Raw genomic sequence first — 24,301 nt, forward strand, 5'->3', positions numbered from 1 at the left:
GCTATTCCTTGGTACCTCAAGCAGGCACGATGCGTCATCTAACCTACGATTTTTCCGGGCGAAATCCAGCATGGTCCAGGTCAATTTGGCTTTCTACTGCTATCCCAAGAAGGAAGCGATCGACGATTTCCGCAAGGTCGGCGCCCTGATCTCGGCGCGCGCGCCGGAGATCAGGGTCAGTGTCCTGTCGACCGCTTCCGTGCTGACGCCGTTGCCCACTGCGGCACTGGCCATGCGGCCAACCCTGTCCATCGAGATGGACAGGCTGAAATGGCTGCGGCCGCTGCGCGGAACGCGGCTCGTTCATCAGCACATGGGCAAGATCAGGGAGCTCGCCGTTCTCGAGGCCGCGGGACTGCCGGTTCCCAAATGGGTGGAGATCGTGCCCGGGACAAAACTCGATCCGGCGGTTTGGGGGCCCTATGTGGTGGTCAAGCCGTCGCACGGCGCGCGGGGCGCCTTCGTGCGCATCACCAAGACCGGCCGCGTCCGCTACACCGCCCCGGCGGATTATCCCGAGGAGCATGCGGGACGGCACTCGCCGATGCTTGCCCAGCACTATGTCCATACCGGGCGCTGGCCAAGGGCCTACCGCGTCCTCACTTATCTCGGCAGGCCGCTGATGGCCCTCCAGTATGAGGGCAGGAAGGATTTCAGCCCGCTGGAGCGACCAGACGGGTTCCGGCATGGCCAGGGGGAGTCGATCATAGCCTCGGCCAAGGGCTGCACTGTCGCACTTGCCGCGGACCAGGACGTGCTCGACCTGGCTGTCCAGGCACACGCCGTCCTGCCGACCATTCCCTCGCTCGGCGTGGACATCCTGCGCGACGAGGCGACCGGCAAGCTGCATGTGATCGAAATCAATCCATCCGGAAACAGCTGGATGCTGTGCGGAGCGACCGGTCGCGAGATGCAAGAGCAGTTTGGGCTCAATTTCTACGAGCAGTTCGCCGCGCTCGACGTTATAGCGGAGGCTTCGATCGAGGCCGCGCGCAAGCTGGCCGTCTGATCTCCCGCGCAAATCAACAATACTATCGCGTCACGCCAAACGCCTGGGTTGCCGCCGGGGCGGAATCCTCGGGCGCCCCCAAGGCAGAGCCAGGCAGGCCATTCGTCACATCCTTGTAGAGCGCAATTGGATGCGGGTGCCCCACCAGATAACCCTGAATCTCGCGGCATCCTTCCTTCATCAGAAAGATACGCTCGTCTTCCGTTTCAACGCCTTCTGCGATGACAGGCAAGGTCAGTGCATTCCCCAGGCTGAGTATCGTGCGTACGATGGCGGCCGACTGGACATTCGAACTGACGCCCGAAACGAAACTGCGATCGATCTTGATCTTGTCGAATGGAAACGACTGCAGCGAGGAAAGCGAGGCATACCCGGTTCCAAAATCATCCATGGAGACCCTGACGCCCAACGCCTTCAATCGCCGCAAAACCGACAATGCGGTTGCCCGATCGCGGATCAGAACCCCTTCCGTGATTTCCAGTTCCAGGCGTCCCGGCGCAAGGCCGGTCTCGTAGAGGATCGAATGAACGAGACCCACCAGGTCCCCGAAACGGAATTGCACCGGGGAAAGATTGACGGCGATCTGCAGGGGGGAGGCCCAGGAGGCGGCGTCCTTGCAGGCCTGCCGGAGCGTCCATTCCCCTATTTCAACGATCGTGCCGTCCTGCTCGGCAAGAGAGACAAACGCGGTCGGCGAGACGAGACCGTGTTTTGGATGGTGCCAACGGGCAAGTGCCTCAAAACCAAAGATTTCGCCGTCTATGCGGGCTTGCGGCTGATAGTGGAGCACAAGTTCGCCGCGTGCGACCGCCGATCGCAGATCCTGCTGCAAGGCGTAGCGTTCTCTTAGTCGCCGATCCATTTCCGGGTCGAAGAATTGCAGCATTCGGCGGCCATCCGCCTTGGCTCGGTAGAGCGCGGCGTCGGCATTTGCCATGAGCGATGCGGCGGTGTCTCCGTCCCTCGGATAGATCGCCGCGCCGATGCTCAGCCCGATTGAAATATGCTGGCCCCGGATTTCGAATTCGCCTGCCGCCGATTCGAACAGACGATCGGCGACTTCCCTGGCTCCGGCGGGTCGTTCATCGAGGGCGAGCACAAGAGTGAATTCGTCGCCGCCCATGCGGGCGATAAAGGCCTCTGGCGCCGCGGCTTGAAGGCGCTGGGAGATGGCGCACAGGAGATCGTCGCCGGCCGCGTGCCCAAAAACGTCGTTGGTCTCTTTGAAATGATCCAGGTCGATGCTGAACACCGCAAAGCTGGCATGCTTTGCTCTCGCCCGCTCGAGCGTCGTGGTCAGGTGCGCTGCTAGCGCAGTTCGGTTCGCCAGACCGGTAAGCGGATCGTGGTGCGCAAGATGCGCGATTTCCTCGTGCCGTGCCATGAGTTCGGTGCGCGCTACGTTCATGTTCTCGCGCGCTTCGTCCAGGCCGTGGGCGGCCTCCCTCACCTTGTCCTGGAGCAGGTTGAAGCTTTCGGCCATCTCTCCGAGTTCGTCGCGAGAGTTTACCCTCACCGGCATGATGTTCACGGAGGCATGCGCTGCAGCGAGGTCTCCACGCCCCAGAGCGGCCATGGCGAGAGAGAAGTCCTTCAGCGTTCCGGATGTCAAACGTTTCGCTGCGTCGCTCACCTCGGTTGCCGAATGGGTGATCATTCCCGGCATGACCAGGCCGACGCTGATGGTCATCAACGCGACAACGACAAAAATGTCCTCCAACGCGGCGATCAGGGAAGCATCGGCGTTGGGAACGCTGCCGATCGCCAGGAAATAGCCGGCACCGTCAAGCACCAGCACAAAAAGCATGGCTCCCGTAAGCTTCAGGTGAAGCGTATGCGGCAGCAAGGGCAGGCCCAGTGCGAGGCGATCCTCCATTGCGCGCCAGGCGTAAAGCGCGGCACCCGAATAGGCCAACGCCAGTCCGAACAGGACGGTGGGAAGGCCAAACTGCTGGAAGCCCAGCACGGCGGTCAACAGCCAGATTGCCGCCGCGCCCACGCCAAGGATGATCGTTCCTCTGGGAGCCCGGAAGGGCCGCTCGGCCTCGGGACTGTCACGGCGCAAGAGCCAGACTGCGATGTTCGGCATGCAGATGCTGATCAGGTAGGTGAAATTGGCTGCGGCGATCATCCAGAGCGGGTATCCGCACAGCATGAAACCGATTGCCGCGGCGGCTGTGAGCAGCGTTGCCGCCCATGGGCAATCCGTTGTTGAGATGCGGCTGGCCAGGAATCTCGGCAGCAGGCCGTCTTCGCTCAGCTGCGCGAGGGTCCGCGCGGCGCCTGCCAATGGCTGCAACGTGCCATGGAACATGTTGAACATGATGAACCAGATGGCGGCCGCCTTGCCGAAACTGCCCAACAGGGGCGCAAATGTAGGCCCGAGAGCCATGGCGAGGTCCGTGCCGAGCGGCTCAGGTCCAAGCACACCCAGCCAGACGACCGGCAGGACAAGGAAATAGATGCCGGCCATTGCCGCGCTGGCCCACATCGCCCGGGGAATGTTGCGGTTGGGATCGACGGTCTCGCCAACGTGGCAGGCTGCAGCCTCGAATGCCGGCGCGGCGAATCCGATCAGGTACAGTCCCGCCATCACTGACGTGATATCACCGAACAGGCCGGCAAACGGGCTGGTCAGCGTAAAATCCGTCGCCTTCCGCCAGTCGACTTCGCCACTGATGACCGGGACAAGGGACGAGAGAAACGCCAGCATTGCCGAGGCCGTGGCCACCGGTATCGCCAGTCGGACCACCCACTTGATTCCGCACAAATTGACTGCCGCAAAGAATGCGACGAGCCCGCAGGCGACCGCCTCCACTGGGAGGTCCGGCAGGTACCACTGCTGGATTGCAGACGCTGAAAGAACCGCTGTCAGTCCGCAGGTCGGGACCCAGCCCCACCAATAGCAAGTGCCCGTCAGGGCCGAGAGAACCGGACTGTAGGGTCGGAAAGCCTCCGCGCACGCCGCAGAGATACCGCCGACGCGGTTTGGCCACATGAGAACCAGTTCGGTCCATGCCGGCGCGGCGGCCCAGCCAAGCAGCAGACCAATGACGAGCAACGGTACCGCAGCGCTTCCTTGCCCCGGAATGTTCCCCTGGCCGACAAAAAGAGCGGTGATCAGAAACAGGCTTTGATTGCTGCCACCCATGGCGAGCGCCGTCGTGCCAATCCATCCCAAAGTTCTCGGGTGCGGTCGAGAAGCAGTGACGTCGCGCATTCTGAGACATCCATTCCAGTGCGGAGCGCTGTCTGACTTGCGAATGTAAATTATGCAGAGGTATTTCTGTTGAAGGCAGCGCTCTCGAAGTCAAAGACGAACCCTAGGTGAGACATCTTAAGACTTCGTACCAATGCCGATTCGCACAATCATCACTGTCGACGCGCTGGTGACGATCCGGCCAAGTGCGTGCCGGCGCGATGACTCTGATCTCATTGGCATGCGGAAGTCATCGGCCACTTAATCTATTGACGCCGACCCAGGGCAAGGCGAATAGTCGAGAATACAAGTACCGATGGTCGATTAACGATATTGCGTGGCGCCATCTTAAACCGGCGGATGAACCCGGCTGTAGATCGCCAGAACACGTTCACCGCTTTTCGCCGGAGTGCCCCGCCATTCCCGGGCCAGCTCGAAGCCCTCCCGTCGCATGATACGGGAGAACGCATCGGCGAGCGCCAGGGGCGCCGTCCGGGCTATGAGCGTTCGCTCACCGTCCGGCGAGATCGACCGCTGCCCGATCGGCGACGGCTTCACCATGCCTTTCGTAAATGTGCTGCCACACCGCCATGAAGATGACGATGTCATAGTCGGTCGCAAGCATGCGCTTATAGGCAAGAGGGTCAACGGGTTCAATTCTCCGGGGCGGCGGTTCGGCCTTCGTCCGGGCGCTGACGTCACCGAATCGCAGGCAACAAAAAAGCCCGGCGAACCGGGCTTTTTGTTAGTGCGTCTGAACCATATCGGCGGTCCGAAACGGGAATTTGGTGCCCAGAAGAGGACTCGAACCTCCACTCCTTGCGGAACACGGACCTGAACCGTGCGCGTCTACCAATTCCGCCATCTGGGCTGGTGCGGGCTCATGTAAGCGGGCAAGCGACGGGTGTCAACGCGCTTTTTTCGAACCCGCCAGCGGCTTGCCGGCTTAGCCCTCCAGCACTTCCTTCGATGCCACGGTGGAATCGGCGTTGAGCTTGTAGATCACCGGCACGCCGGTGCCGAGCTCGAGCTTGACGATCTCCTCGCCGCTCTTGCCGTCCAGCGCCATGATCAGCGCCCTGAGCGAATTGCCGTGCGCGGCGACCAGCACGGTCTCGCCGCGCAGCACGTGCGGCTGCAGATCGTGCAGATAGTAGGGCCAGACGCGGGCGCCGGTGTCCTTCAGGCTTTCGCCGCCGGGCGGCGAGACGTCGTAGGAGCGGCGCCAGATGTGCACCTGCTCCTCGCCCCACTTCTTGCGCGCGTCATCCTTGTTGAGGCCGGAGAGGTCACCATAGTCGCGCTCGTTGAGCGCCTGGTCGCGGATGGTTTTCAGATCGCTCTGGCCGACCGCGTCGAGAATGTGCTGGCAGGTCTTCTGAGCCCGGATCAGCGCCGAGGTGAAGGCGATGTCGAATTTCAGGCCGCGCGCCTTCAGCTTCTGGCCGGCCGCCTTGGCCTCGGCATGGCCCTGCTCGGTCAGGTCGACGTCGCGCCAGCCGGTGAACAGGTTCTTCAGGTTCCAATCGCTCTGGCCATGGCGCACGAGCACGAGAGTTCCCGACATGTTTGCTCCTTCAAAAATCAGGGATATGGACGCCTCAGGCGAGCCCGAGCACGTCCCGCATTGAGTAGAGTCCAGGCTTCTTGCCGCGCGCCCAGAGCGCGGCCTTGACCGCGCCGCGGGCAAAGATCGCCCGGTCCTCGGCATGGTGCGACAGCGTGATGCGCTCGCCGGTGCCGGCCAGAATGACGGAATGGTCGCCGACCACCGAGCCGCCGCGCAAAGTGGCAAAGCCGATCGAGCCGGTTTTGCGCACTCCGGTGTGGCCGTCGCGCACCCTGACATCGTTGCCGGCAAGCGGAATGCCGCGTCCAGCGGCGGCGGCTTCGCCGAGCAGCAGCGCTGTCCCCGATGGTGCATCGACCTTATGGCGGTGGTGCATTTCCAGGATCTCGATGTCGAAATCGTCGGCGTCGAGCGCCCGCGCCGCCTGCTCGACCAGCACCGCCAGCAGATTGACGCCGAGGCTCATATTGCCTGATTTGACGATCGTCGCGTGGCGCGCCGCCGCCGCGATCTTTTCATTGTCTTGCGCCGAACAGCCGGTGGTGCCGATGATGTGGGCAATGCGCGCCTGCGCGGCAAAGCCGGCGAACTCGACGGTTGCGGCCGGGGCGGTGAAATCGAGCACCCCATCAGCCTTGGCGAAGACCGGCAGAGGGTCGTCGCCGATCGGCACATTGATGATGCCGATGCCGGCCAACTCGCCGGCATCCTGTCCGAGATAGGGCGATCCGGCCCGCTCGACCGCGCCGGCGACGCGTGCGCCCGGGATCGTGTGGATGGCGCGGATCAGCGCCTGGCCCATACGGCCGGCCGCACCCACCACCACCAGGCCCATGTCGCCCGTTTCGCTCATACGTTCACCTTCTTTCCACGCGTGCGCGGCAGCGGAGTTTGGATTGGCTTGCTGTCATCGACAAGCCCCAGCCCCTTTTTGCCCTGCACCCGGTGGAAGCGGGCATAGACGCTGTGCGGGTCGGCCATCAGCGAGGCATGCGTGCCCTGCTCGACCAGATGGCCCGATTCCAACACGATGATGTGGTCGGCATTGACCACCGTCGACAGCCGGTGGGCGATGACGATGGTGGTGCGCCCTTCCATGACATGGGTTAGCGCCTGCTGGACGCGCGCTTCCGCCTCGTTGTCGAGCGCCGAGGTCGCCTCGTCGAGCAGCAGGATCGGCGCATTGCGCACGATGGCGCGAGCGATCGAGACGCGCTGGCGCTGGCCGCCCGACAATGTGACGCCGTTTTCGCCGACAGGCGTGTCATAGCCTTCCGGCTGCTGGCGGATGAAATCGTCGGCCGCCGCCTGTTGCGCGGCCAACTCGATCTCGGCGTCGCTGGCGTCGGGCCGCCCGTAGCGGATGTTGTCGCGAATGGTGCCCTCGAACAGATACGGCGCCTGCGAGACATAGGCGATCGAGCCGCGCAGCGACTGCTTGGTCACCTGCGAAATGTCCTGGCCGTCGACCGTGATGCTGCCCTTGTCGACATCGTAGAAGCGCTGCAGCAGCGCCACCAGCGTCGACTTGCCGGCGCCGGACGCACCGACGATAGCGGTCATCTTGCCGGCTGCAGCGACGAAACTCAAATCTTGCAGGACCGGTGCCTCCTCGACATAGCGGAAGGACACATTGTTGAAGCGCACCTCGCCCGTGGTCACAGTGGCCTGGACCGCATTTGGTACGTCGCCCTGCTTCGGTTCGATATCGAGAAGCTCGTAGATCATGCGCGCATTGACCAGCGCGCGCTCCATGCCGACCTGCACCCGGGCCAGACGGCGAGCCGGATCGAAGGCAAGGCCCAACGCCGTGATAAAGGCAAAAACCGAGCCGGGCGGCTCTCCCAGCGCGACCGCCCGATAGCCGGAATAGGCGATGACGCCGGCAAAGGCGAAGCCGCCGAGAAGTTCGGTCACCGGGCTCAACCGTTCGGAAACGCGGGCAATCTTGTTTGACCGCTGTTCCGCGTCGTCAGCCAGTTTGCTGACCCGCTGCGACAGCTGGTCTTCCATCGTAAAAGCCTTGACGATGGCGATGCCTTGCGTCGCCTCCTGCATGCTGCCGATCAGCCGCGAATTGATCTGAACGGATTCGCGCGTGATCTTTCGCACCCGACGCATCAGATACACCACCGTGTAGATAAGCGGCGGACCGATCAGCAGCGACATGACCGACAGCAGCGGATCGTAGTAGACCATGACGCCGACCAGCGCGATCAAGGAGACGGCGTCGCGTGCCAGCGAGGTCAGCGTAAGGCTGAGGAGATCGCGGATGCTGTTGACGTTCTCGTTGATCTGCGCGGCAAGCCGGCCGGAGCGAGTTTCGCTAAAGAAATCGACGCCAAGCTTCATCAGATGGTCGAAGATGCGCTTCTGGTAGCGCGCCACCAGATTGTTGCCGATCTTGGCCAAGCTCACAGCCTGGCCATAGGTGGCGAACCCGCGCAGCACGAAAGCGCCGAGCACACCCAGGCAGATGGGAACGATGAGATCGCCGCGCTGCTTGTAGAAGATGTCGTCGACAACGTATTTCATCACCGCGGCGGTGAAGGCGGACGTCAGCGACACCAGGATCAGGCAGACGATCGCGAAAACATAGGTGCCGCGATACTCGCGGCTGTTCTCTTCAAGGATACGGCGAATGACCGCGATGATCTCGTCGGGTCGCGCCTTCCGGTTTTGCGGCTGAAGTGTCAAGTCGGGGGCATTCCGTGATTTCGGTTCATGGGCGCCGCAAGGGCGCAATTTGGCACCCCTCTTAACGCCATGACGGCGGCTTGCCTATGGCCGGGGGTGGCGAAACTTCGTCGCGGACGTATCTGTGGCCTAAGCCCGCCAGCGCCGTCCCGCCGTCTGCACACCGAACAGCGACGGGTTTCTGGCATAGGCGGCAAGCCCGAGAAGCGCTGCCAGCGGGTGGGTGATGACGTAGACCGGCATCGAGCGCATCAGCTCGCTGTGCGGCGCCTTGTCCTCGAAAGCGGCGCGGAAATTGCCGGCTTTCAGCGCCGGCACGATCTTTTGCGCGATGCCGCCAGTGAGGAAGACGCCGCCGCGGCTCATGAACACCAGCGCCAGGTCGCCAGCGGTGCGCCCGAGGCAAGTGACGAACATCGACAGCGCTTCCTCGGCGATCCGGTCGGTTTTGGCCAGTGCTGCCGCGGTGATCTCGGCCGGTGTGGTGAAAGGTGCCGGCTTGCCGTCAGCCTTGGCCACCGCCCGGTAGACGTTGACGAGGCCGCGTCCGCACAGGATCTGTTCGCCGGAAATGCGGCCCTCGAGCTTCTCGATATGCGCAAACACTTCGAAATCGCGGGCCGAGCGCGGGCCGATGTCCATATGGCCGCCCTCGCCGGGCACCGGTATCCAGTGATTGAGGGCGTGGATCAGCCCGGCGACGCCGAGCCCGGTTCCCGGGCCGAGCACCACCCGCCCGGCGTTGGGTTCCGGCATGCCGCCACCGATCTTTTCCATATGCTCTTCGCCGAGCGCGACGACGGCCAGCGCCTGCGCCTCGAAGTCGTTGAGCACGACGATGTCGCTCAGGCCGAGATTGGCAAACATCTGCTTTGGCTTGACGATCCATGGGCAGTTGGTGAGCTGGATCTCGTCGCCGTCGACCGGCCCGGCCACCGCCAGCACCGCCGAATTCGGCCGCACCGACGAGCGGTCGAGCACCGCCGCCTGGATCGCCTCGTCGATGGTGGTGAAATTGGCCGTCTGCACGATCTGCGGCTCGCTCGGTTCGGAATTCGCGTCGAGCACGATCGAAAAGCGCGCATTGGTGCCGCCGATATCGCCGATCAGGATCGGAAACCGCAGCACCGTGTCGTCGTCACCTTGCATGGCTCTTGGTCGTCCCCATTCCGGCAGTTCGCCGCTGTTTATCGTGACTAGCGCATGACTTCGGAAAGGGAAAGCCGCTTCCGCGTCAGTTGGCCTTTACCCATCCAGAGCCGACATCGGCGACCAGGACGTCTCCAGCATTGAAACGGGAGCGATCCTCTGGCCTCAGTTTCCCGGCCGCGGGCGCGGCAGCGGAATGTGGACCTCGGGGGTCGCCGCGAAGGCATTGGCCGCAGCCGGCAGAACCGTTCCTGGGCTTTCGGCTGTCGGGGCCGGCTCTGCATCGGCAAGAGCAGGCGCAGCCGCGATCGGCACGTCGCCGCCATGATAGGTGGCGGCTTCCGCCGAGGCCGGCGCCGGCGCGTCGAGCACGGCCTGGCACTGCTTGGGCAGGGTCGCCATCGTCATGATGTCGCGCGCCTTGGGCGCATCCGGGTTCTTGTTGGGGCGCCACGGTTCCTCGGTGAACCACCAGGCCAGCGACTTGTCGCAGCCGTCGCCCGGCGTCGTCGCCTCCTGTGCTTTGCAGTTGGGCGACCCCGGTTGGCAGCCGATGCGCATATGGAAATGATAGTCGTGGCCCCAGAACGGCCGGATCTTCTGCAGCCAGCTGCGGTCGCCGGTGACGGTGTCGCAGAGCTTCTTCTTGATGCCGGGATTGACCAGGATGCGCTCGACTTCCGGATAGCTCGCCGCGCGCTTGAGAAGCCGCATATGCGCCGGCGTCCACAGCGCATCCTTCACCAGATGCGTCTTTTCGTCGACCAGCAAGGTGGCGCTCATCGATTCGCGTTTGTCGGCCGAAAGCTTTTGCGCCGGCATCGGCGTCAGCCAGATGTCGGCGTCGAGCCCGATCTGGTGCGAGGCATGGCCGGTCATCATCGGGCCGCCGCGCGGCTGCGAGATGTCGCCGATCAACAGGCCCGGCCAGCCGTCGGCCGCGGCATCGCGCGACAGTTTCTCGATCAGCGCGATCATCACAGGGTGACCCCAGCGGCGGTTGCGCGACGGCCGCATCACCTCCCAGTTCGGACCGTCCATGGGAATGGCGACGCCGCCGGCAAAGCAGCCCTTGGAATAGAAGCCGATCGATTGCGCCGCCACCGCCGCCGGCAGTTTCTTGGCGCCGAACAGATCTTTTGCCCGTTCCTCGGCCGCCGCCGGCTGCGCGGCGGACAGGACCAGCGCCGCCAATGCCGCTACAAGCGGCATCCTGCCGGGCAATGATCGCATCGCTGTCTTCATGAAACCGGATCCCCACCGCAAGCTCGAATCATAACACGCAACGCACGACGCTTCGATCAGCGCTTCATCGGGCTGCGCGCCTCGCCGTCGCGCCAGTCGCCGCTGGCCCACATATGGTCAAAGGCGGCGCGGTAGTCCGGAAAGCGAAAGCGATAGCCCGCCGCCTTGATCGCCGTGTTGGCGACACGCTTGTTCTCGCCATAGAAGGACCGCGCCATGGGCGAAAGTTGGGCGGTTTCGAACGGAATTTCCGGCGGCGGCTCGACCCCCATCAGCGCAGCGGCATAGGTGACGACATCCTGCGGCGGCGCCGGCTCGTCATCGGTGACGTTGAAGATGCCGCCGCGATTGCTTTCCGCCAGATGCCAGAGCGCACCGGCAATGTCGTCGCAATGGATGCGGTTGAACACCTGGTCCGGCTTGACCAGCCGTCTAGCTGAGCCGTTGTCCAGATTGACCAGCGCGTTGCGGCCCGGCCCGTAAATGCCGGACAGGCGCAGGGCCGCCACGGGCCGGCGGATGTCCTGGCCGAGTTTCAACCAGTCCTGCTCGGCGGCCACCCGCATCACCGACCGTTTCGACCCCGGCCGGCATTCCGCGCTTTCATCCACCCAGCCGCCGCCATGATCGCCATAGACGCCGACGGTGGACAAATAACCGATCCATGCGAGGGCCGGCATGTCAGCGACGATCTTTGCGCGCGCGGCATTCAGCACCGGGTCGCCGGCCTCTTCCGGCGCCACCGAGACGATCAGATGCGTCGTCGTTTCCAGCACATCGCCGATCTCCGGTGTCAGCGCGCCATCGAAAAGCAGCGGCTCGACGCCGGCCTGCCGCAGCGCTTCGAATTTTTCCGGTGAGCGTGTCGTGCCGAAAACCCTGGTCGTGGGATCGGTGTTGCCTCGGGCAAAAGCCTTGCCCGAATAGCCGGCGCCGAAAATGAGGATCTGTTTTTGGCTCATGCATGCGTCTCGATTGGAGTGGGCAACGCCAGAAGCCATTCGTTTCGCACGGCTTCTTCGCTTTCTGTTTTGACCGCCGTGGCGGCACGGTCGGCGAATTCGGCCTCAGGCACCAGCCGCGCCAGCGCCCATACGGCCGCACCGCGCACCAGCGGCGAGGCATCATCGAGCAGCGTGCGTACCGAATCGAGGAGCGAAAAATCACCGGAATTGCCGGCGGCGATCAGCACGTTGCGGACAAAGCGGTCGCGGCCGATGCGTTTTATCGGTGAGCCCGAGAAGAAGGACCGGAACGCCGCGTCGTCGAGGCTGAGCAGCTCGGCCAGTGGCGGCTCGCGCAAATCCGCGCGGGCGACGAGCTTGGCCTCGGATGCAGTTTTCGCAAACTTGTTCCACGGACACGCGGCGAGACAATCGTCGCAGCCATAGATGCGGTTGCCGATCTTTTCCCGGAATTCATGCGGGATCGGCCCCTTGTTCTCGATGGTGAGGTAGGAAATACAGCGTCGCGCATCGAGCCTATAGGGCGCCGGGAAAGCATCGGTCGGGCAGGCGTCGAGACAGGCGCGGCAGGAGCCGCAATGGTCGATCTCGGCGGTATCGGGTTCGAGTTCGGCCGTGGTGAAAATGGTGCCGAGAAACAGCCAGGAGCCGTGTTCGCGGCTGACCAGATTGGTGTGCTTGCCTTGCCAGCCGAGCCCGGCGGCTTCGGCCAGCGGCTTTTCCATTACCGGCGCTGTGTCGACGAACACTTTCACATCGCCGCCAGCGCGCGCCACGATCTTGCCGGCGATATCCTTCAGCCGGCCTTTCATGACGTCGTGATAGTCGCGGTTTTGCGCATAGACCGAGATGGCGCCCCGGTCGCGGCTGGCCTGCAGCGTGCGTGGATCGTGGTCGGGACCATAATTCATCGCCAGCACGATGATCGAACGCACCTCCGGCCACAGCGTCGAGGGTTCGCTTCGGCGCGCGAGCGTCTCGGCGATCCAGTCCATCGAGCCGTGAAAGCCGTCGGCGACGAATTCGGCCAGCCGCGCCGGCGCCAGCGGGGTCGCGCCGGGCGTGGTGACGGCGACCGCATCGAAACCGGCGCGCCGCGCTTCACGGTCGATCAGCGCCCGCAGGGTTTCGCTCTTAGAAGTCGAGGTCCGCATAATGCGACACCGGTGACAGGCCGCGCACCCGGTCGGACAAAAGCGGCCGGAACGACGGCCGCGATTTGACCCGCGTGTACCATTCGCGCGCGGCAGTGTGTTCGCGCCAGTCGATCTCGCCGAGATAATCCAGCACCGACAGCGTTGCCGCGGCCGCGAGGTCGGCATAGGTGACCCTTGAGCCGGCCAGCCAGTGGCGGGTGCCGGCCAGCCAATTGGTGTATTTCATGTGTTGGCGGATGTTGGCGCGCGCCGCGCGGATCGCTGCCGAATCGGGTGAGCCGCCGCCCGCCGTTTCCGGCATGACCGGCTTCAGCACGCGTTCGCGCACCAGATGCCTTGTCACTTCGCCTTCGGCTTTGGTGAGATACCAGTCGGTGAGACGGCGGATTTCGGCGCGCTCCATCGGGTCTTCGGCGAACAGCCGCTTGTCGCGCTTCAGCACCCCGCGCGTTTCGTCGAGATATTCGGCAATCACCATGGCGCCGACGATCGGCACGTCGCCTTCGGCCAGCAGGATCGGCAAGGTTCCGGCCGGATTCAGCGCCAGAAACTCCTTGCGCCGCGTCCACGGCTTTTCCTCGATCAGTGCCAGTTCCTCGCCATACTCGCCAAAGGCGAGGCGCACGAACCGGCAGGTGGCGAACATGGGGTGGTGGAAAAGCGTCAGCATGGTCCCGCGATAATAAGGCGCACTGGCGAATCGCCGGCGGCGCCGGTAAGTCTTGGCCGCCCGGATTCCGGGCCGTCAGGGTGTTGCGACCTATAGGGGGACTTCCGCGCCGTGACAAGCAAGCCCTTTCGCAAGCCGTTTTCTCAAGCGCTCACCCAATGCCGAGGTTGCCATGGAAAGCCAGACCATCGTCGAAGCCCTGTTGCTCGGCCTGCTGGAGGGGCTGACCGAGTTCATTCCGGTCTCTTCCACCGGCCATATCCTGCTCGCCGGCCATTTTCTCGGCTTCCACTCGACCGGCAAGGCTTTCGAGATCCTGATCCAGCTCGGCGCCATCCTGGCCATCCTCAGCGTCTATTTCCGCCGCCTGTGGCAGATGCTGCTCGACCTGCCGCATGATCGGCTGACGCGGCATTTCGTCATCGGCATCCTCATCGCCTTCCTGCCGGCCGCCATCATCGGCGCTTTGGCGCATGATTTCATCAAGACGGTGCTGTTCGAATCGCCAAGGCTGATCTGCATCATGCTGATCATCGGCGGCGTCATCCTGCTCCTGGTCGATCGCATGAACCTCAAGCCGGTCTACCGCGACGTCGAGCGCTTCCCGACCCGGCTCTATCTGCAGATCGGCCTGTTCCAGTGCCTGTCGCTGATCCCCGGCACGTCGCGTTCCGGCTCGACCATCGTCGGCGCGCTACTTCTGGGCGTCGACAAGCGGGCAGCGGCGGAATTTTCTTTCTTCCTCGCCATCCCGACCATGGTCGGAGCCTTCGCCTTCGACCTGTTCAAGAACCGCAACGTGCTGTCGAGCGCCGACCTGCCGATCATCGCCATCGGCTTCGTCGCCGCCTTCATCACCGCCCTGATCGTCGTCCGCTTCCTGCTCGATTACGTCTCGCGCAACGGCTACTCACTGTTCGGCTGGTGGCGGCTGGTGGTGGGTATTGTCGGGCTGGCGGCGTTGTTCGTTTGGGGGTGAGTGGTCCGCAACCTCCGCGACTTCGTCATCCACGGGCGGAGCAAGGAGCGTAGCGACGCAGCGCAGACCCGAGGATCCATGACGTCGATCGGAGAGTACAGCGATCGCGAATAGCCCGCCAGGCACCCTGCTTAGTCCTCCAGATTCTGCACCGCAGAAGCGCCGGTAGGTCGCGGCATGGATCCTAGGGTCTCCGCGACGTCGCTTCGCGACTGCTTCGCCCTAGGATGACGAAGGAAGGGCGCTGACCTCTGCTAATCCCGCCCATAAAACACATTCTCGACATGCACCGGCCAGCGCCAGGGCAGCACCGCCACCATGTCAAACCGCATCGACAGTTTGCCGTAGTCGCGCTGCCGCATCAGCCACAGATCGGCGGCGCCTTCGATGCGGCGCTCCGATTCATGAGCGATGGCCTCCATCGCCTCGATCAGCGTGCGCCGTGCCTTCACCTCGACGAACAGCACCAGATTGCCGCGCCGCGCGATCAGGTCGATCTCGCCGAGTTTCGTGCGGTAGCGGCGGGCCAGGATACGGTAGCCTTTCAGCATCAGCGCTGCCGCCGCCAGCCATTCGCCGCGATGGCCGCGCCGATAGGCTTTTTGGCGGCTGGCGGCGGGGCGCTCAGCCACCGCTGCTTTCTCCGCCGCCGTCCTTGAGTTCGAGCAGCCGCCGGTAGAGCGCCTGTTTCTGGCCCCCGGTCATCTTGGCCGCCTCCGCCGCTGCCTTGGAGGCCGGCATCTCGGCGGCGAGCGACAGCAGCAGCCGGTCGATATCGGCCGGTTGGTCGGCCTTGGCCTCGGCGGGACCGACGCAGATGACGATTTCGCCCTTCGGCGTATCGGCCGCCGCGTAGTGGTCGGCCAGCACCTGCAACGTCCCGGTCCGCATCTCCTCAAAGGTCTTGGTCAATTCCCTGCCGATCGCAGCTTTCCGCTCTCCGCCCAGCACTTCCACCATGGCGACAAGCGTCTCGGCCAGCCGCCGCGGCGATTCGAAAAAGATCAGCGTCGCCGGCACCGCCCTGAATGTCTCCAGCTTGGTCAACCGTTGCCCGGTTTTGACCGGCAAAAACCCGGCGAACAGGAAGGCGTCCGACGGCAGGCCGGATGCCGTCAACGCCGCCAGCGGTGCCGACGGGCCGGGGATCGGCACGACGCGAATGCCGTGGTCGATGGCCTCGCCGACCAACCGGTAGCCCGGATCGGAGATCAGCGGCGTGCCGGCATCCGAGATCAGCGCCACGCTCTGCCCGGCCTGCAAGGCCGCGATCAGTTTCGGTCCGGCCTCACCGGCATTGTGCTCGTGATAGGCCGTGGTGCGCCGGCGGATGCCGTAGCGGTCGAGCAACACGCGAGAAACCCGCGTGTCCTCGCAAGCGACCATGTCGGCGGCGGCCAGCGTTTCCAGCGCCCGCAGCGTGATGTCGGAGAGATTGCCGATCGGCGTTGCCACCAGATAGAGCGCCGGCTCCAGCGGCCGCACTGAAATCTCGGTCTGCCCGATCACATAGCTGCGTTTGTCGCCGGTCACCGATACGTCTCCGTTAGAGCGCCGCGCGTCCATCGGATGCGCAAGGGACGCTCCAACATTTCGAATGCGTTTACCCTGTTTGGCACGGCGCCGGTCCGGTTGCAAAACGTGACGGCGATGTAATGTGGCCGCCATGCCTTTGCCACAGTGGGGAACGAAACCAAGCCCGGCGAATTTATGCCTGAGTCTCTGAGGAGGAGGACAGGATGGACAGCCTGAAGATCCAGGACGTTTTCGAGCCCTACTATGCCGGCCGCAACCGTGTTGCCGCGCCCAGGGACAAACGCTTGTTTGCCAAGACCGAGAACAGCCTCACCAGAGAGCGGGTCGCGATCGCCTTGCCGACGAACGTCCGGCTTTCCGACAACAAACCAGACAGCACGACGGAGCACTGACCGGACGATGCCCAATCGCTTCGATATTTTCATCACCCGTCTTGAAACGAAAAGCGCACGGGATGGCGTGCCGCCGCATCCGATGAACGACCAGCACAGCGTCCGCCGCGACAAGGCCGATGCCAAGCCGGCCCGAACCGGACAGACGCATGCCGAGAAGGGCCGCGCCAAGCGCCAATTCAAGCACGACGCCTGATTGCCGCAACTTTCTCGATAGACAGCGACAGTCCTCCCTTCGTCATCCACGGGCGGAGCAAGGAGCGCAGCGACGCGGCGCAGACCCGAGGATCCATTCCGTGACTTCAAAGCGTTGCAACGGTTCAGAATCCTGCCGCCTCATTCCTGAGCAAACGTCGCGGCATGGATCCTCGCCCGAGGATGACGAACGCGTAGGTGTTGCGCACCGGACGACATAGTCAGCCGAGATACCGCGATACCCGCGCCTTCAGAAGCTCAATCAGCTCCAGGTCCATGAATTCGTAGTCGTCGGGGATATCGAGGCAGATCACCCGAGCCTTGCTCAGGCTGGTTTTGAATCTCTTCTGCAGTTTGGTGCGGTGCGTCTTTTCCATGACGAAGATGATGTCGGCCCACGCCACCAGCTCATGCGTCAGCGGGTTGTCGGCATCGTGGTTGGTCCCGGCCGACGCCACCTCGATATCCTGGCGCTTGGAAAACACCTGCTCGGCAGTCGGGCTGCGCAAGCGGTTCTGGCTGCAGACGAAGAGGACGTTCTTCAAAGGGGTTATCTCGCCAAATCCGCTACGACGGCATCAAGCACGATCATGCCGGCTGCCGTGGCGCGCAACCGGGCGTTGCCGATCGGTGCCACCAGCCCTTCTTCCTGCAGCACCGTCAGCCGCGCGCTCGACAGGCTGCGGCCGGAAAACGCTTCGTAGCGGGAGAGGTCGATGCCTTCGGCGAGCCTCAAGCCCATCAGCAGGAACTCGTCGGCCTCTTCGGCGCGCGTCAGGATCTCGCCGCCGGTGACGCCATGCCCCTTGGCCTCGACCAGATTGGCCCAGGTCTCCGGCATTCTCTCGGCGATCGTGACTGTGCGGCGGCCGTTTTCGATGAAGCGGCCATGCGCGCCGGGACCGACGCCGACATATTCGCCATAGCGCCAGTAGGTCAAATTGTGCCGGCTTTCCGCGCCCGGCCTGGCGTGATTGGAGATCTCGTAAGCCGGCAGCCCGTGCGCCGCGGTGACCTCCTGCGTCAGCGCATAGAGGTCGGCGGCGTGGTCATTGTCTGGAATGGCAAACTTCTTCGCCGCATGCAGCGCATGGAACGGCGTGCCTTCCTCGATGGTCAACTGGTAGAGCGACAGATGGTCGGCGGCATGGCCGATCGCCTGTTCGAGCTCGGTCTGCCACGCCTCCGGCGTCTGGCCGGGCCGGGCATAGATCAGGTCGAAGGACAGCCTTGGGAATATTTGCCGCGCGAGCCCGATCGCATGCAACGCTTCGTCGACATTGTGCAGGCGGCCGAGAAAACGCAAATCCTTGTCGTTCAGCGCCTGCACGCCGAGCGACACCCGGTTGACGCCGGCCGCGCGATAGCCGCGAAAGCGCTCGGCCTCGACCGAGGACGGATTGGCTTCCAGCGTCACCTCGATGCCGGCGGGCACCGTCCAGTTCTTGGCCACCGCGTCCAGCACCGCCGCCACCGTCTCCGGCTTCATCAGCGACGGCGTGCCGCCGCCGAGAAAGATGCTGGTGACGTCGCGCGGTCCAGTGCGTTCGCGCATGGTCGCCAGCTCGGTCTCGAAGGCGCGGGCAAAACGCTCCTGGTCGACCGGCTGGTGGCGGACATGGCTGTTGAAGTCGCAATACGGGCACTTGGCCGCGCAGAACGGCCAATGGATGTAGACGCCGAAGCCGGGGCTGCGGTCGAGGGGCATAGTCATGCCGGGCCCAATCATTCCGAACCGAGTCGCGCTTGGGCGAATTTCTGGAAGGCGCGGGCGCGGTGCGACAATGCGGTCGCCTGGCCGGGCTTCCAGCCGTGTTTTTCCTCGGCACTCATCTCGCCAAAAGTCTTGTCGAAACCATTGGGCAAAAACACCGGGTCGTAGCCGAAGCCGAGCTCGCCGCGCGGCGGCCACACCAGTGTGCCTTCGGCCTCACCGCGATAATATTCGGCATCACCGTCGGGAAAGGCCAGGCAAATGACGGCGACGAAGCGGCCCTTGCGCTGTTGCGGCAGAGCAGCGCCGACTTCCTGCAGCGCCACTTCGGTGCGCTGCATGGCCATGCCGAAATCGCGCGAACCGTCCGGCGTCTCGGCCCAATTGGCGGTGTAGACGCCGGGCGCCCCGTCGAGCGCATCGACGCACAGGCCGGAATCGTCCGACAGCGCCGGCAGGCCGGTCGCCTTGGCCGCGGCCAGCGCCTTGATGTAGGCGTTTTCCTCAAACGTGGTGCCGGTCTCGTCCGGCTCCGGCAGGCCATATGCCTTGGCCGACTTCGCCTCAAAACCGAACGGCCCCATCAGATCGGCGAATTCGCGCAATTTGCCTTCATTATGGCTGGCAACGACGATCTTCTTGCCATCGAGAGAATGCATCAAAGGCCCCAGATTCTTGGCTCGGCGAATTCGATCGAATTGCCCGAGGGGTCGCGAATATAGATCGAGCGGCCGCCTTGCGGCCATTCGAACTCGCTTTCTATGGCGATCTTTTTCGCCCCGAGATGCGCCCTCCAGCGCACCATCTCGTCGGCACTCGCCGCAAAGCAGAGATGGCCATCGCCAACCGTGCCGTGCGGCGGCACCTTCAGCCGTGCATCGGGCGCCGGCGGGATTTTGGTCGCCTCGGCGTTGAAGATGAGCAGCACACCGGAACCGCAGCGGAAGAAGATGTGCCTGCCGTCGACCTTGCCGAGCGGTTCAAGCCCGAGCACGTCGGCGTAAAATGCTTCCGCGGCAGCCAGATCGGTGACGTAGAGGGCCGATTCGAGGATGGCGGAAGGTTTCATGGAAAGCCTATGCGACCGCCATCTGCTGCAGGCTGACCAGCCGCTGAATGCCTTTCTTGGCCAGGCCCATCAGTGCCGCAAACTGGTCCTCGGAGAAAGGCTCGCCCTCGGCGGTGCCCTGGATCTCGACGATGCCGCCCTTGCCGGTCATGACGAAATTGGCGTCGGTGCCGGCCGAGGAATCCTCGACATAGTCGAGATCGATGACCGGCTGGCCGTCATGGATGCCGCAGGAGATCGCCGCGACATGGTCTTTCAGCACCTTGGCGACGCTGGCCATCTGCCTTGCTTCCATCCAGCGCAGGCAGTCGTAGAGCGCCACCCAACCGCCGGTGATCGAAGCGGTACGGGTGCCGCCATCGGCCTGGATGACATCGCAGTCGACGGTGATCTGCTGCTCGCCCAGCGCCTGCAGGTCGACAACGGCGCGCAGCGAGCGGCCGATCAGCCGCTGGATTTCCAGCGTGCGGCCGCCTTGCTTGCCGGCGGAGGCCTCGCGGCGCATGCGCTCACCGGTCGAGCGCGGCAGCATGCCATATTCCGCCGTCACCCAGCCCTTGCCGGAATTGCGCATCCAGCCCGGCACCTTTTCCTCGAGGCTCGCCGTGCACAGCACATGCGTGTCGCCGAATTTCACCAGGCACGAGCCTTCGGCGTGCTTGGAGACGCCGCGCTCGAAGGAGATGGCGCGCATTTCGTCGAATTGGCGTTTGGAAGGGCGCATTCAGGCTGTTTTCCTATGTTTTTCGGAATCGTGGCCGGCTTGTAACCGCATGGGGCCCATGGCGCAAAGGAAAATGGCCGGACACAGACACCGGGTTGCGCGGGTGCTGGTGAAGTCTATATCCTTTAGCCGGAGGTTTTTGGCTCGAATGACCAAGGCAGTCGCCGAACCCAGTTTGCTGTCGCCCGCGCTGCAGTCGCTCGACATGCGTTCGCGCGATATCTTTCGGCGCATCGTCGATTCCTACCTGAAGGACGGCGAACCTGTGGGATCGCGCAGCCTGTCGCGCATCCTGCCATCGTCGCTGTCGCCGGCGACCATCCGCAATGTGATGAGCGACCTCGAGCATCTCGGCCTGATCTACGCCCCGCACATTTCCGCCGGCCGCTTGCCAACCCAAGCCGGGCTGCGGTTTTTCGTCGATGCCTTCATGGAACTGGGCGATCTCTCCGACGAGGAGCGCCGCATCATCGAGGCGCAGGTGCGCGCCTCCGGCTCGGGCGCGACGCTGGAACACATGCTGACCGAAGCCAGCCAGATGCTGTCCGGCATGTCGCGCGGCGCTGGCCTGGTGCTGACCGCCAAGAACGAGGTGGCGCTCAAGCACATCGAATTTATCCAGCTGGAGCCGACCAAGGCGTTGGCTGTGCTGGTGTCGCAGAACGGCGATGTCGAAAACCGTGTCATCGACCTGCCAGCCGGCGTCACCGTCTCGCAATTGCATGAAGCCTCCAACTTCCTCAACGCCCACATCCGCGGCCGCACGCTGGCCGAGGCGCGGGTCGAGATCGCCCGCATCAAGGAAGAGACCAAGGCAGCACTCGACACGCTGTCGCAGGACCTGGTCGAAAAGGGCCTGGCTGTGTGGGCCGGCGCCGACAGCGGCCTGCCGGCGCGTCTCATCGTGCGCGGCCGCGCCAATCTGCTCGAAAACGTCACCGCCCACGCCGATATCGAGCTGCTCAGGCATCTGTTCGAGGACATGGAGACGCAGGACGGGCTGATCCAGCTGCTCGACCTGGCCGAGGAGGGCTCCGGCGTGCGCATCTTCATCGGCTCGGAAAACAAGCTGTTTTCGCTGTCGGGCTCGTCGCTGGTCGTCGCGCCCTATCGCGACAAGGACGCCCGCGTCATCGGCGCTCTCGGCGTCATCGGTCCGACCCGGCTGAATTACGCCCGCATCGTGCCGATGGTCGACTATACGGCGCAGCTTATTTCCCGCATGCTGCGCTAGGTGTGTTGGTATTCCTGTGATGCCGACCTGCAAACGGCGGGTTCCTGCGCTTCCGGTGCTCACGTACGAAAAGTACGCTCCGCTCCGGTTCTCGGAAGCCACCGTTTTCGGCTCGGCCTGACCTGAATCTCGACACACCTCGTGCCAAATCGAAGAACAGGCTGCGCAAGGAGAAAAAGAATGGCTTTCGAAGAGATCAAGGCGCAGATCAGCCTGTTGCTCGAAGAGATGGTCAACCAGCCGGAGGATCAGCATGAAGTGCAGGAACAGCTGCGCGAGAAGCTGAGGGAAATGCGGGCGATGGGCCTGCCGCTGCCGGCCGATCTGGTTCAGCTGGAAAAGCGCCTCGATGATGATTTCTACGCCGCCGGGACCTGAGCTGCCGATACCGCGCGCTAAACGTTGAGGCGGAACGATTGTCGGGCCGGTTCGTTCAACCGTTTCGACGCCACCTTGAGGTCAATATGATCCGATTTGCCGGTCTGACGGCCATTTCCGCCGCCTTGTTTTTCGCCATGGCGGCATTTGCCGAGGCGGATCAGCCGCTGCTGAAAGGCGAAGCCGCCTTTGGCGACTGGAGGGACGACAGGCCGGGCGTGCGGCGCTTGATCCGGCCTGAGGATCTGCAGGCGCCCTTCTCTACCGAATCCGCATCCAACGGCGCCGGCCTGGCGGACCGGCCGGAAGACGCCAATCCGATCATGGCGCCGGGCTTTTCGGCCGAGATGATCGCCTCGGGCATCGCCAGCCCGCGCGTCGTGCGCGTCGCGCCCAATGGCGATCTGTTCGTCGCCGACAGCAGGGCCAGCCAGATTCGCGTCTACCGTCTTACGCATGGCAGCGCCAAACCCGCCGAGGAAGCGATCTTCGCCAACGGCCTCACCCAGCCCTATGGTATCGCCTTCTATCCCCAGGGAGACAATCCGCAATGGATCTATGTCGCCAACAGCAACAGCGTCGTTCGCTTTGCCTATCGCGACGGCGACCTCAAGGCTTCCGGCCAGCCGGAAACCGTCGTCGCCAACATTCCTTCGAGCCACCACTGGACCCGCGACATTGCCTTCTCGCCGGATGGCAAGACGCTCTATCTCTCGGTCGGTTCCGGTTCGAATGTCGCCGAGGGTATGGGCAAGCGGCCGAAGGGCGGCCTGGACGCCTGGGCGAAGTCAATGCCGCTGGGTGCTGCCTGGGGCGCCGAGGACGGCCGCGCCGATGTGCTGGCCTTCGACCCCGACGGCAAGAATGGCCGCATCGTCGCCACCGGCCTGCGCAATTGTTCGGGCATGACCGTGCAGCCGGCCAATGGCGCGCTGTGGTGCGTCGTCAACGAGCGCGACGCGCTCGGCGACAACGTGCCGTTCGAATATGCAACGACGGTGAAGGACGGCGCCTTCTACGGCTGGCCCTGGTATTACATCGGCAACAATGAGGATCCGCGCCACAAGGGCGAGCGCCCCGACCTGGCCGGCAAGGCGACCATCCCCGATGTGCTGATCCAGGCGCATTCGGCGCCGCTCAACATCGCCTTCTATACCAGCGGGAATTTTCCGGCCGACTATCAGGGCGACGCCTTCGTCGCCTTGCACGGCTCGTGGAATCGCGGCATCCGCACCGGCTACAAGGTGGTCAGGTTGCGGTTCAAGGACGGCAAGCCAACGGGCGAATATGAGGATTTCATCACCGGCTTCGTCATCTCCGATGACGAGGTCTGGGGCCGCCCGGTCGGCCTGGCGGTGGCCAAGGACGGCGCGCTGATCGTCACCGAAGACGGCAGCGGCACCATATGGCGCATCACCTATGGCGGGTCCTGACCCACTGGTGCAATCGAATCCCACGTTGAGGGAATTCACCCTCACCCGGCTTTGCGCTAAAGCTGAGGCATGACCCTTACCGGCTTCCTCGCCTACAGTGCCGCTCTCGGCATCGCCGCCGCCATTCCCGGCCCCGGCGTCACAGCACTGGTGGCGCGGGCGCTCGGCTCCGGCTTCCGCTCGTCGCTGGCCATGTCGTTCGGGCTGATGCTCGGCGACCTCACCTATCTGACCGCCGTGGTGCTCGGCCTCGCCTTCGTCGCCCAGACTTTTGGCATGGTCTTCCTGGCCATCAAATGGCTCGGCGTCGCCTATCTCGCCTTCCTCGGCTGGCGCTTCTGGACCAGCGGCATCACGCCCGAAACGGTCGAGGCGAAAAAGGGCAAGGGCGGACTGCTGTCCAGCTTCATCGCCGGCCTCACCGTCACGCTCGGCAATCCGAAGACGATGATCTTCTACCTCGCCATCACGCCGACCATCGTCGACCTGAAGACCATCACGCTCGTCGACTACGGCATTCTGGTCGCGCTCACCGTCGTCGTGTTGCTGGTGGTGCTGGTGCCCTATCTCGCGCTGGCCGCCAAGGCGCGCTGGTTCCTGAAGTCGCCGCGCGCGCTGAAAGCGCTGAACCGCACCGCCGCCGGCTTCATGGTTGGGGCAGCGGCAGCGATTGCCGCCCGCCAATAGGGTGTATTGATATTCAGGTGATGCCGGCCTGCAAATGGCAGCTTCCTGCGCTTCCGGTGCTCACGTACGAAAAGTACGCTCCGCTCCGGTTCTCGGTAGCCACCATTTTCGGCTCGGCCTGACCTGAATCTCAACACACCTTGGTGTGCGATCAGTCCTGATCTCATCATGCTCTGGTTTCAGCCAAACCATTCCTGTTGTATGGCCTTTCGCGAAATGCCTTTCCGGTGCAACGGCATCTTCAGCATGCACCCCACTCGGATATTTCTGGTCGACAGCTTATCTTGCCGGCCATACCC

24 protein-coding genes and 1 tRNA gene are annotated in these 24,301 nt (G+C 63.8%); 8 read left to right on the forward strand and 17 right to left on the reverse strand.

Going from position 1 to position 24,301, the window contains the following annotated elements:
- The first annotated feature begins 70 nt into the window (after window positions 1-70).
- Complete coding sequence (locus AC1DX6_RS00950) at window positions 71-1,009, forward strand: ATP-grasp domain-containing protein (RefSeq protein ID WP_477310334.1); 939 nt, start codon at window positions 71-73, stop codon at window positions 1,007-1,009.
- 22 nt (window positions 1,010-1,031) lie between these two features.
- Here AC1DX6_RS00950 and AC1DX6_RS00955 read toward each other — a convergent pair whose 3' ends face one another.
- The 10 genes from AC1DX6_RS00955 to AC1DX6_RS01000 form a co-directional block, all read right to left on the reverse strand.
- Entirely contained in the window at window positions 1,032-4,229 is a 3,198-nt protein-coding gene (locus AC1DX6_RS00955) for an amino acid permease (RefSeq protein WP_477310336.1), read from the reverse strand.
- Between the two features lie 765 nt (window positions 4,230-4,994).
- Window positions 4,995-5,079 (reverse strand) — tRNA-Leu (locus tag AC1DX6_RS00960).
- A gap of 75 nt (window positions 5,080-5,154) precedes the next feature.
- Entirely contained in the window at window positions 5,155-5,775 is a 621-nt protein-coding gene (locus AC1DX6_RS00965) for a 2,3-bisphosphoglycerate-dependent phosphoglycerate mutase (RefSeq protein WP_477310338.1), read from the reverse strand.
- Window positions 5,776-5,809: 34 nt separating this feature from the next.
- Window positions 5,810-6,631, reverse strand: a complete 822-nt coding sequence (gene dapB, locus AC1DX6_RS00970) for a 4-hydroxy-tetrahydrodipicolinate reductase (RefSeq protein WP_477310340.1) — start codon at window positions 6,629-6,631, stop codon at window positions 5,810-5,812.
- Window positions 6,628-8,475 (reverse strand): ABC transporter ATP-binding protein, encoded by a 1,848-nt coding sequence (locus AC1DX6_RS00975; RefSeq protein ID WP_477310342.1) that lies wholly within the window; start codon window positions 8,473-8,475, stop codon window positions 6,628-6,630. Before AC1DX6_RS00975 ends, dapB begins: the two co-directional genes overlap by 4 nt.
- A gap of 129 nt (window positions 8,476-8,604) precedes the next feature.
- Window positions 8,605-9,624 (reverse strand): glucokinase, encoded by a 1,020-nt coding sequence (locus AC1DX6_RS00980; protein WP_477310344.1) that lies wholly within the window; start codon window positions 9,622-9,624, stop codon window positions 8,605-8,607.
- Between the two features lie 165 nt (window positions 9,625-9,789).
- Entirely contained in the window at window positions 9,790-10,869 is a 1,080-nt protein-coding gene (mepA, locus tag AC1DX6_RS00985; RefSeq protein WP_477310346.1) for a penicillin-insensitive murein endopeptidase, read from the reverse strand.
- Between the two features lie 56 nt (window positions 10,870-10,925).
- Window positions 10,926-11,831 (reverse strand): SDR family oxidoreductase, encoded by a 906-nt coding sequence (locus AC1DX6_RS00990; protein ID WP_477310348.1) that lies wholly within the window; start codon window positions 11,829-11,831, stop codon window positions 10,926-10,928.
- Window positions 11,828-12,988, reverse strand: a complete 1,161-nt coding sequence (gene queG / locus AC1DX6_RS00995) for a tRNA epoxyqueuosine(34) reductase QueG (protein ID WP_477310350.1) — start codon at window positions 12,986-12,988, stop codon at window positions 11,828-11,830. Before queG ends, AC1DX6_RS00990 begins: the two co-directional genes overlap by 4 nt.
- Window positions 12,969-13,661 (reverse strand): glutathione S-transferase family protein, encoded by a 693-nt coding sequence (locus tag AC1DX6_RS01000; protein ID WP_477240230.1) that lies wholly within the window; start codon window positions 13,659-13,661, stop codon window positions 12,969-12,971. Before AC1DX6_RS01000 ends, queG begins: the two co-directional genes overlap by 20 nt.
- A 172-nt stretch (window positions 13,662-13,833) precedes the next feature.
- Here AC1DX6_RS01000 and AC1DX6_RS01005 point away from each other — a divergent pair, with 172 nt between their 5' ends.
- Entirely contained in the window at window positions 13,834-14,640 is an 807-nt protein-coding gene (locus AC1DX6_RS01005) for an undecaprenyl-diphosphate phosphatase (RefSeq protein ID WP_477310352.1), read from the forward strand.
- Window positions 14,641-14,894: 254 nt separating this feature from the next.
- On the opposite strand, the gene AC1DX6_RS01010 is transcribed toward AC1DX6_RS01005, so the two are convergent.
- Entirely contained in the window at window positions 14,895-15,272 is a 378-nt protein-coding gene (locus tag AC1DX6_RS01010; RefSeq protein ID WP_477310354.1) for a YraN family protein, read from the reverse strand.
- The gene (gene rsmI, locus AC1DX6_RS01015) at window positions 15,265-16,173 is read right to left on the reverse strand and encodes a 16S rRNA (cytidine(1402)-2'-O)-methyltransferase (RefSeq protein ID WP_477310356.1); all 909 of its coding nucleotides are present in this window, start codon (window positions 16,171-16,173) and stop codon (window positions 15,265-15,267) included. The genes AC1DX6_RS01010 and rsmI overlap by 8 nt, the downstream gene beginning before the upstream one ends.
- A 206-nt stretch (window positions 16,174-16,379) precedes the next feature.
- Between rsmI and AC1DX6_RS01020 the strand changes: the two genes are divergently transcribed.
- Window positions 16,380-16,568, forward strand: coding sequence for a hypothetical protein (locus AC1DX6_RS01020; RefSeq protein WP_477310358.1), 189 nt, complete (start codon window positions 16,380-16,382; stop codon window positions 16,566-16,568).
- 7 nt (window positions 16,569-16,575) lie between these two features.
- The gene (locus AC1DX6_RS01025; protein ID WP_477310360.1) at window positions 16,576-16,764 is read left to right on the forward strand and encodes a hypothetical protein; all 189 of its coding nucleotides are present in this window, start codon (window positions 16,576-16,578) and stop codon (window positions 16,762-16,764) included.
- Window positions 16,765-16,984: 220 nt separating this feature from the next.
- Here AC1DX6_RS01025 and AC1DX6_RS01030 read toward each other — a convergent pair whose 3' ends face one another.
- From AC1DX6_RS01030 to rph, 5 genes are read right to left on the reverse strand one after another with little or no spacing between them, the layout of a single operon-like run.
- Window positions 16,985-17,308: a low molecular weight protein tyrosine phosphatase family protein gene (locus tag AC1DX6_RS01030; protein WP_477310362.1), complete on the reverse strand. Its 324-nt coding sequence runs from the start codon at window positions 17,306-17,308 to the stop codon at window positions 16,985-16,987.
- A gap of 5 nt (window positions 17,309-17,313) precedes the next feature.
- Complete coding sequence (hemW, locus tag AC1DX6_RS01035; RefSeq protein WP_477310364.1) at window positions 17,314-18,477, reverse strand: radical SAM family heme chaperone HemW; 1,164 nt, start codon at window positions 18,475-18,477, stop codon at window positions 17,314-17,316.
- A gap of 11 nt (window positions 18,478-18,488) precedes the next feature.
- Window positions 18,489-19,136: an RdgB/HAM1 family non-canonical purine NTP pyrophosphatase gene (gene rdgB, locus AC1DX6_RS01040; RefSeq protein ID WP_477310366.1), complete on the reverse strand. Its 648-nt coding sequence runs from the start codon at window positions 19,134-19,136 to the stop codon at window positions 18,489-18,491.
- Window positions 19,136-19,546: a VOC family protein gene (locus AC1DX6_RS01045; RefSeq protein ID WP_477310368.1), complete on the reverse strand. Its 411-nt coding sequence runs from the start codon at window positions 19,544-19,546 to the stop codon at window positions 19,136-19,138. Before AC1DX6_RS01045 ends, rdgB begins: the two co-directional genes overlap by 1 nt.
- Before the next feature lie 7 nt (window positions 19,547-19,553).
- The gene (gene rph, locus AC1DX6_RS01050) at window positions 19,554-20,270 is read right to left on the reverse strand and encodes a ribonuclease PH (protein WP_477240250.1); all 717 of its coding nucleotides are present in this window, start codon (window positions 20,268-20,270) and stop codon (window positions 19,554-19,556) included.
- Window positions 20,271-20,418: 148 nt separating this feature from the next.
- Here rph and hrcA point away from each other — a divergent pair, with 148 nt between their 5' ends.
- From hrcA to AC1DX6_RS01070, 4 genes are all read left to right on the forward strand, one after another.
- The gene (gene hrcA / locus AC1DX6_RS01055; RefSeq protein WP_477310370.1) at window positions 20,419-21,504 is read left to right on the forward strand and encodes a heat-inducible transcriptional repressor HrcA; all 1,086 of its coding nucleotides are present in this window, start codon (window positions 20,419-20,421) and stop codon (window positions 21,502-21,504) included.
- 180 nt (window positions 21,505-21,684) lie between these two features.
- On the forward strand, window positions 21,685-21,882 hold the full coding sequence (locus AC1DX6_RS01060) for a hypothetical protein (protein ID WP_477310372.1): 198 nt from the start codon (window positions 21,685-21,687) through the stop codon (window positions 21,880-21,882).
- Window positions 21,883-21,968: 86 nt separating this feature from the next.
- The gene (locus tag AC1DX6_RS01065) at window positions 21,969-23,315 is read left to right on the forward strand and encodes a PQQ-dependent sugar dehydrogenase (protein ID WP_477310374.1); all 1,347 of its coding nucleotides are present in this window, start codon (window positions 21,969-21,971) and stop codon (window positions 23,313-23,315) included.
- 69 nt (window positions 23,316-23,384) lie between these two features.
- Window positions 23,385-24,002, forward strand: coding sequence for a LysE family translocator (locus AC1DX6_RS01070; RefSeq protein ID WP_477240258.1), 618 nt, complete (start codon window positions 23,385-23,387; stop codon window positions 24,000-24,002).
- Window positions 24,003-24,301 lie beyond the last annotated feature (299 nt).

The organism is Mesorhizobium sp. P2_C4 (assembly GCF_056404575.1).

Coding starts and splice junctions, on each gene's coding strand:
- AC1DX6_RS01065 (WP_477310374.1), top strand. CDS start 21,969: ATGATCCGATTTGCCGGTCTGACGGCCATTTCCGCCGCCTTGTTTTTC.
- mepA (WP_477310346.1), bottom strand. CDS start 10,869: ATGAAGACAGCGATGCGATCATTGCCCGGCAGGATGCCGCTTGTAGCG.
- hrcA (WP_477310370.1), top strand. CDS start 20,419: ATGACCAAGGCAGTCGCCGAACCCAGTTTGCTGTCGCCCGCGCTGCAG.
- AC1DX6_RS00955 (WP_477310336.1), bottom strand. CDS start 4,229: ATGCGCGACGTCACTGCTTCTCGACCGCACCCGAGAACTTTGGGATGG.
- AC1DX6_RS01070 (WP_477240258.1), top strand. CDS start 23,385: ATGACCCTTACCGGCTTCCTCGCCTACAGTGCCGCTCTCGGCATCGCC.
- AC1DX6_RS00990 (WP_477310348.1), bottom strand. CDS start 11,831: ATGAGCCAAAAACAGATCCTCATTTTCGGCGCCGGCTATTCGGGCAAG.
- AC1DX6_RS01000 (WP_477240230.1), bottom strand. CDS start 13,661: ATGCTGACGCTTTTCCACCACCCCATGTTCGCCACCTGCCGGTTCGTG.
- queG (WP_477310350.1), bottom strand. CDS start 12,988: ATGCGGACCTCGACTTCTAAGAGCGAAACCCTGCGGGCGCTGATCGAC.
- AC1DX6_RS00980 (WP_477310344.1), bottom strand. CDS start 9,624: ATGCAAGGTGACGACGACACGGTGCTGCGGTTTCCGATCCTGATCGGC.
- AC1DX6_RS01025 (WP_477310360.1), top strand. CDS start 16,576: ATGCCCAATCGCTTCGATATTTTCATCACCCGTCTTGAAACGAAAAGC.
- dapB (WP_477310340.1), bottom strand. CDS start 6,631: ATGAGCGAAACGGGCGACATGGGCCTGGTGGTGGTGGGTGCGGCCGGC.
- AC1DX6_RS00950 (WP_477310334.1), top strand. CDS start 71: ATGGTCCAGGTCAATTTGGCTTTCTACTGCTATCCCAAGAAGGAAGCG.
- rph (WP_477240250.1), bottom strand. CDS start 20,270: ATGCGCCCTTCCAAACGCCAATTCGACGAAATGCGCGCCATCTCCTTC.
- AC1DX6_RS01005 (WP_477310352.1), top strand. CDS start 13,834: ATGGAAAGCCAGACCATCGTCGAAGCCCTGTTGCTCGGCCTGCTGGAG.
- hemW (WP_477310364.1), bottom strand. CDS start 18,477: ATGACTATGCCCCTCGACCGCAGCCCCGGCTTCGGCGTCTACATCCAT.
- AC1DX6_RS00965 (WP_477310338.1), bottom strand. CDS start 5,775: ATGTCGGGAACTCTCGTGCTCGTGCGCCATGGCCAGAGCGATTGGAAC.
- AC1DX6_RS01060 (WP_477310372.1), top strand. CDS start 21,685: ATGGCTTTCGAAGAGATCAAGGCGCAGATCAGCCTGTTGCTCGAAGAG.
- AC1DX6_RS01045 (WP_477310368.1), bottom strand. CDS start 19,546: ATGAAACCTTCCGCCATCCTCGAATCGGCCCTCTACGTCACCGATCTG.
- AC1DX6_RS01020 (WP_477310358.1), top strand. CDS start 16,380: ATGGACAGCCTGAAGATCCAGGACGTTTTCGAGCCCTACTATGCCGGC.
- rdgB (WP_477310366.1), bottom strand. CDS start 19,136: ATGCATTCTCTCGATGGCAAGAAGATCGTCGTTGCCAGCCATAATGAA.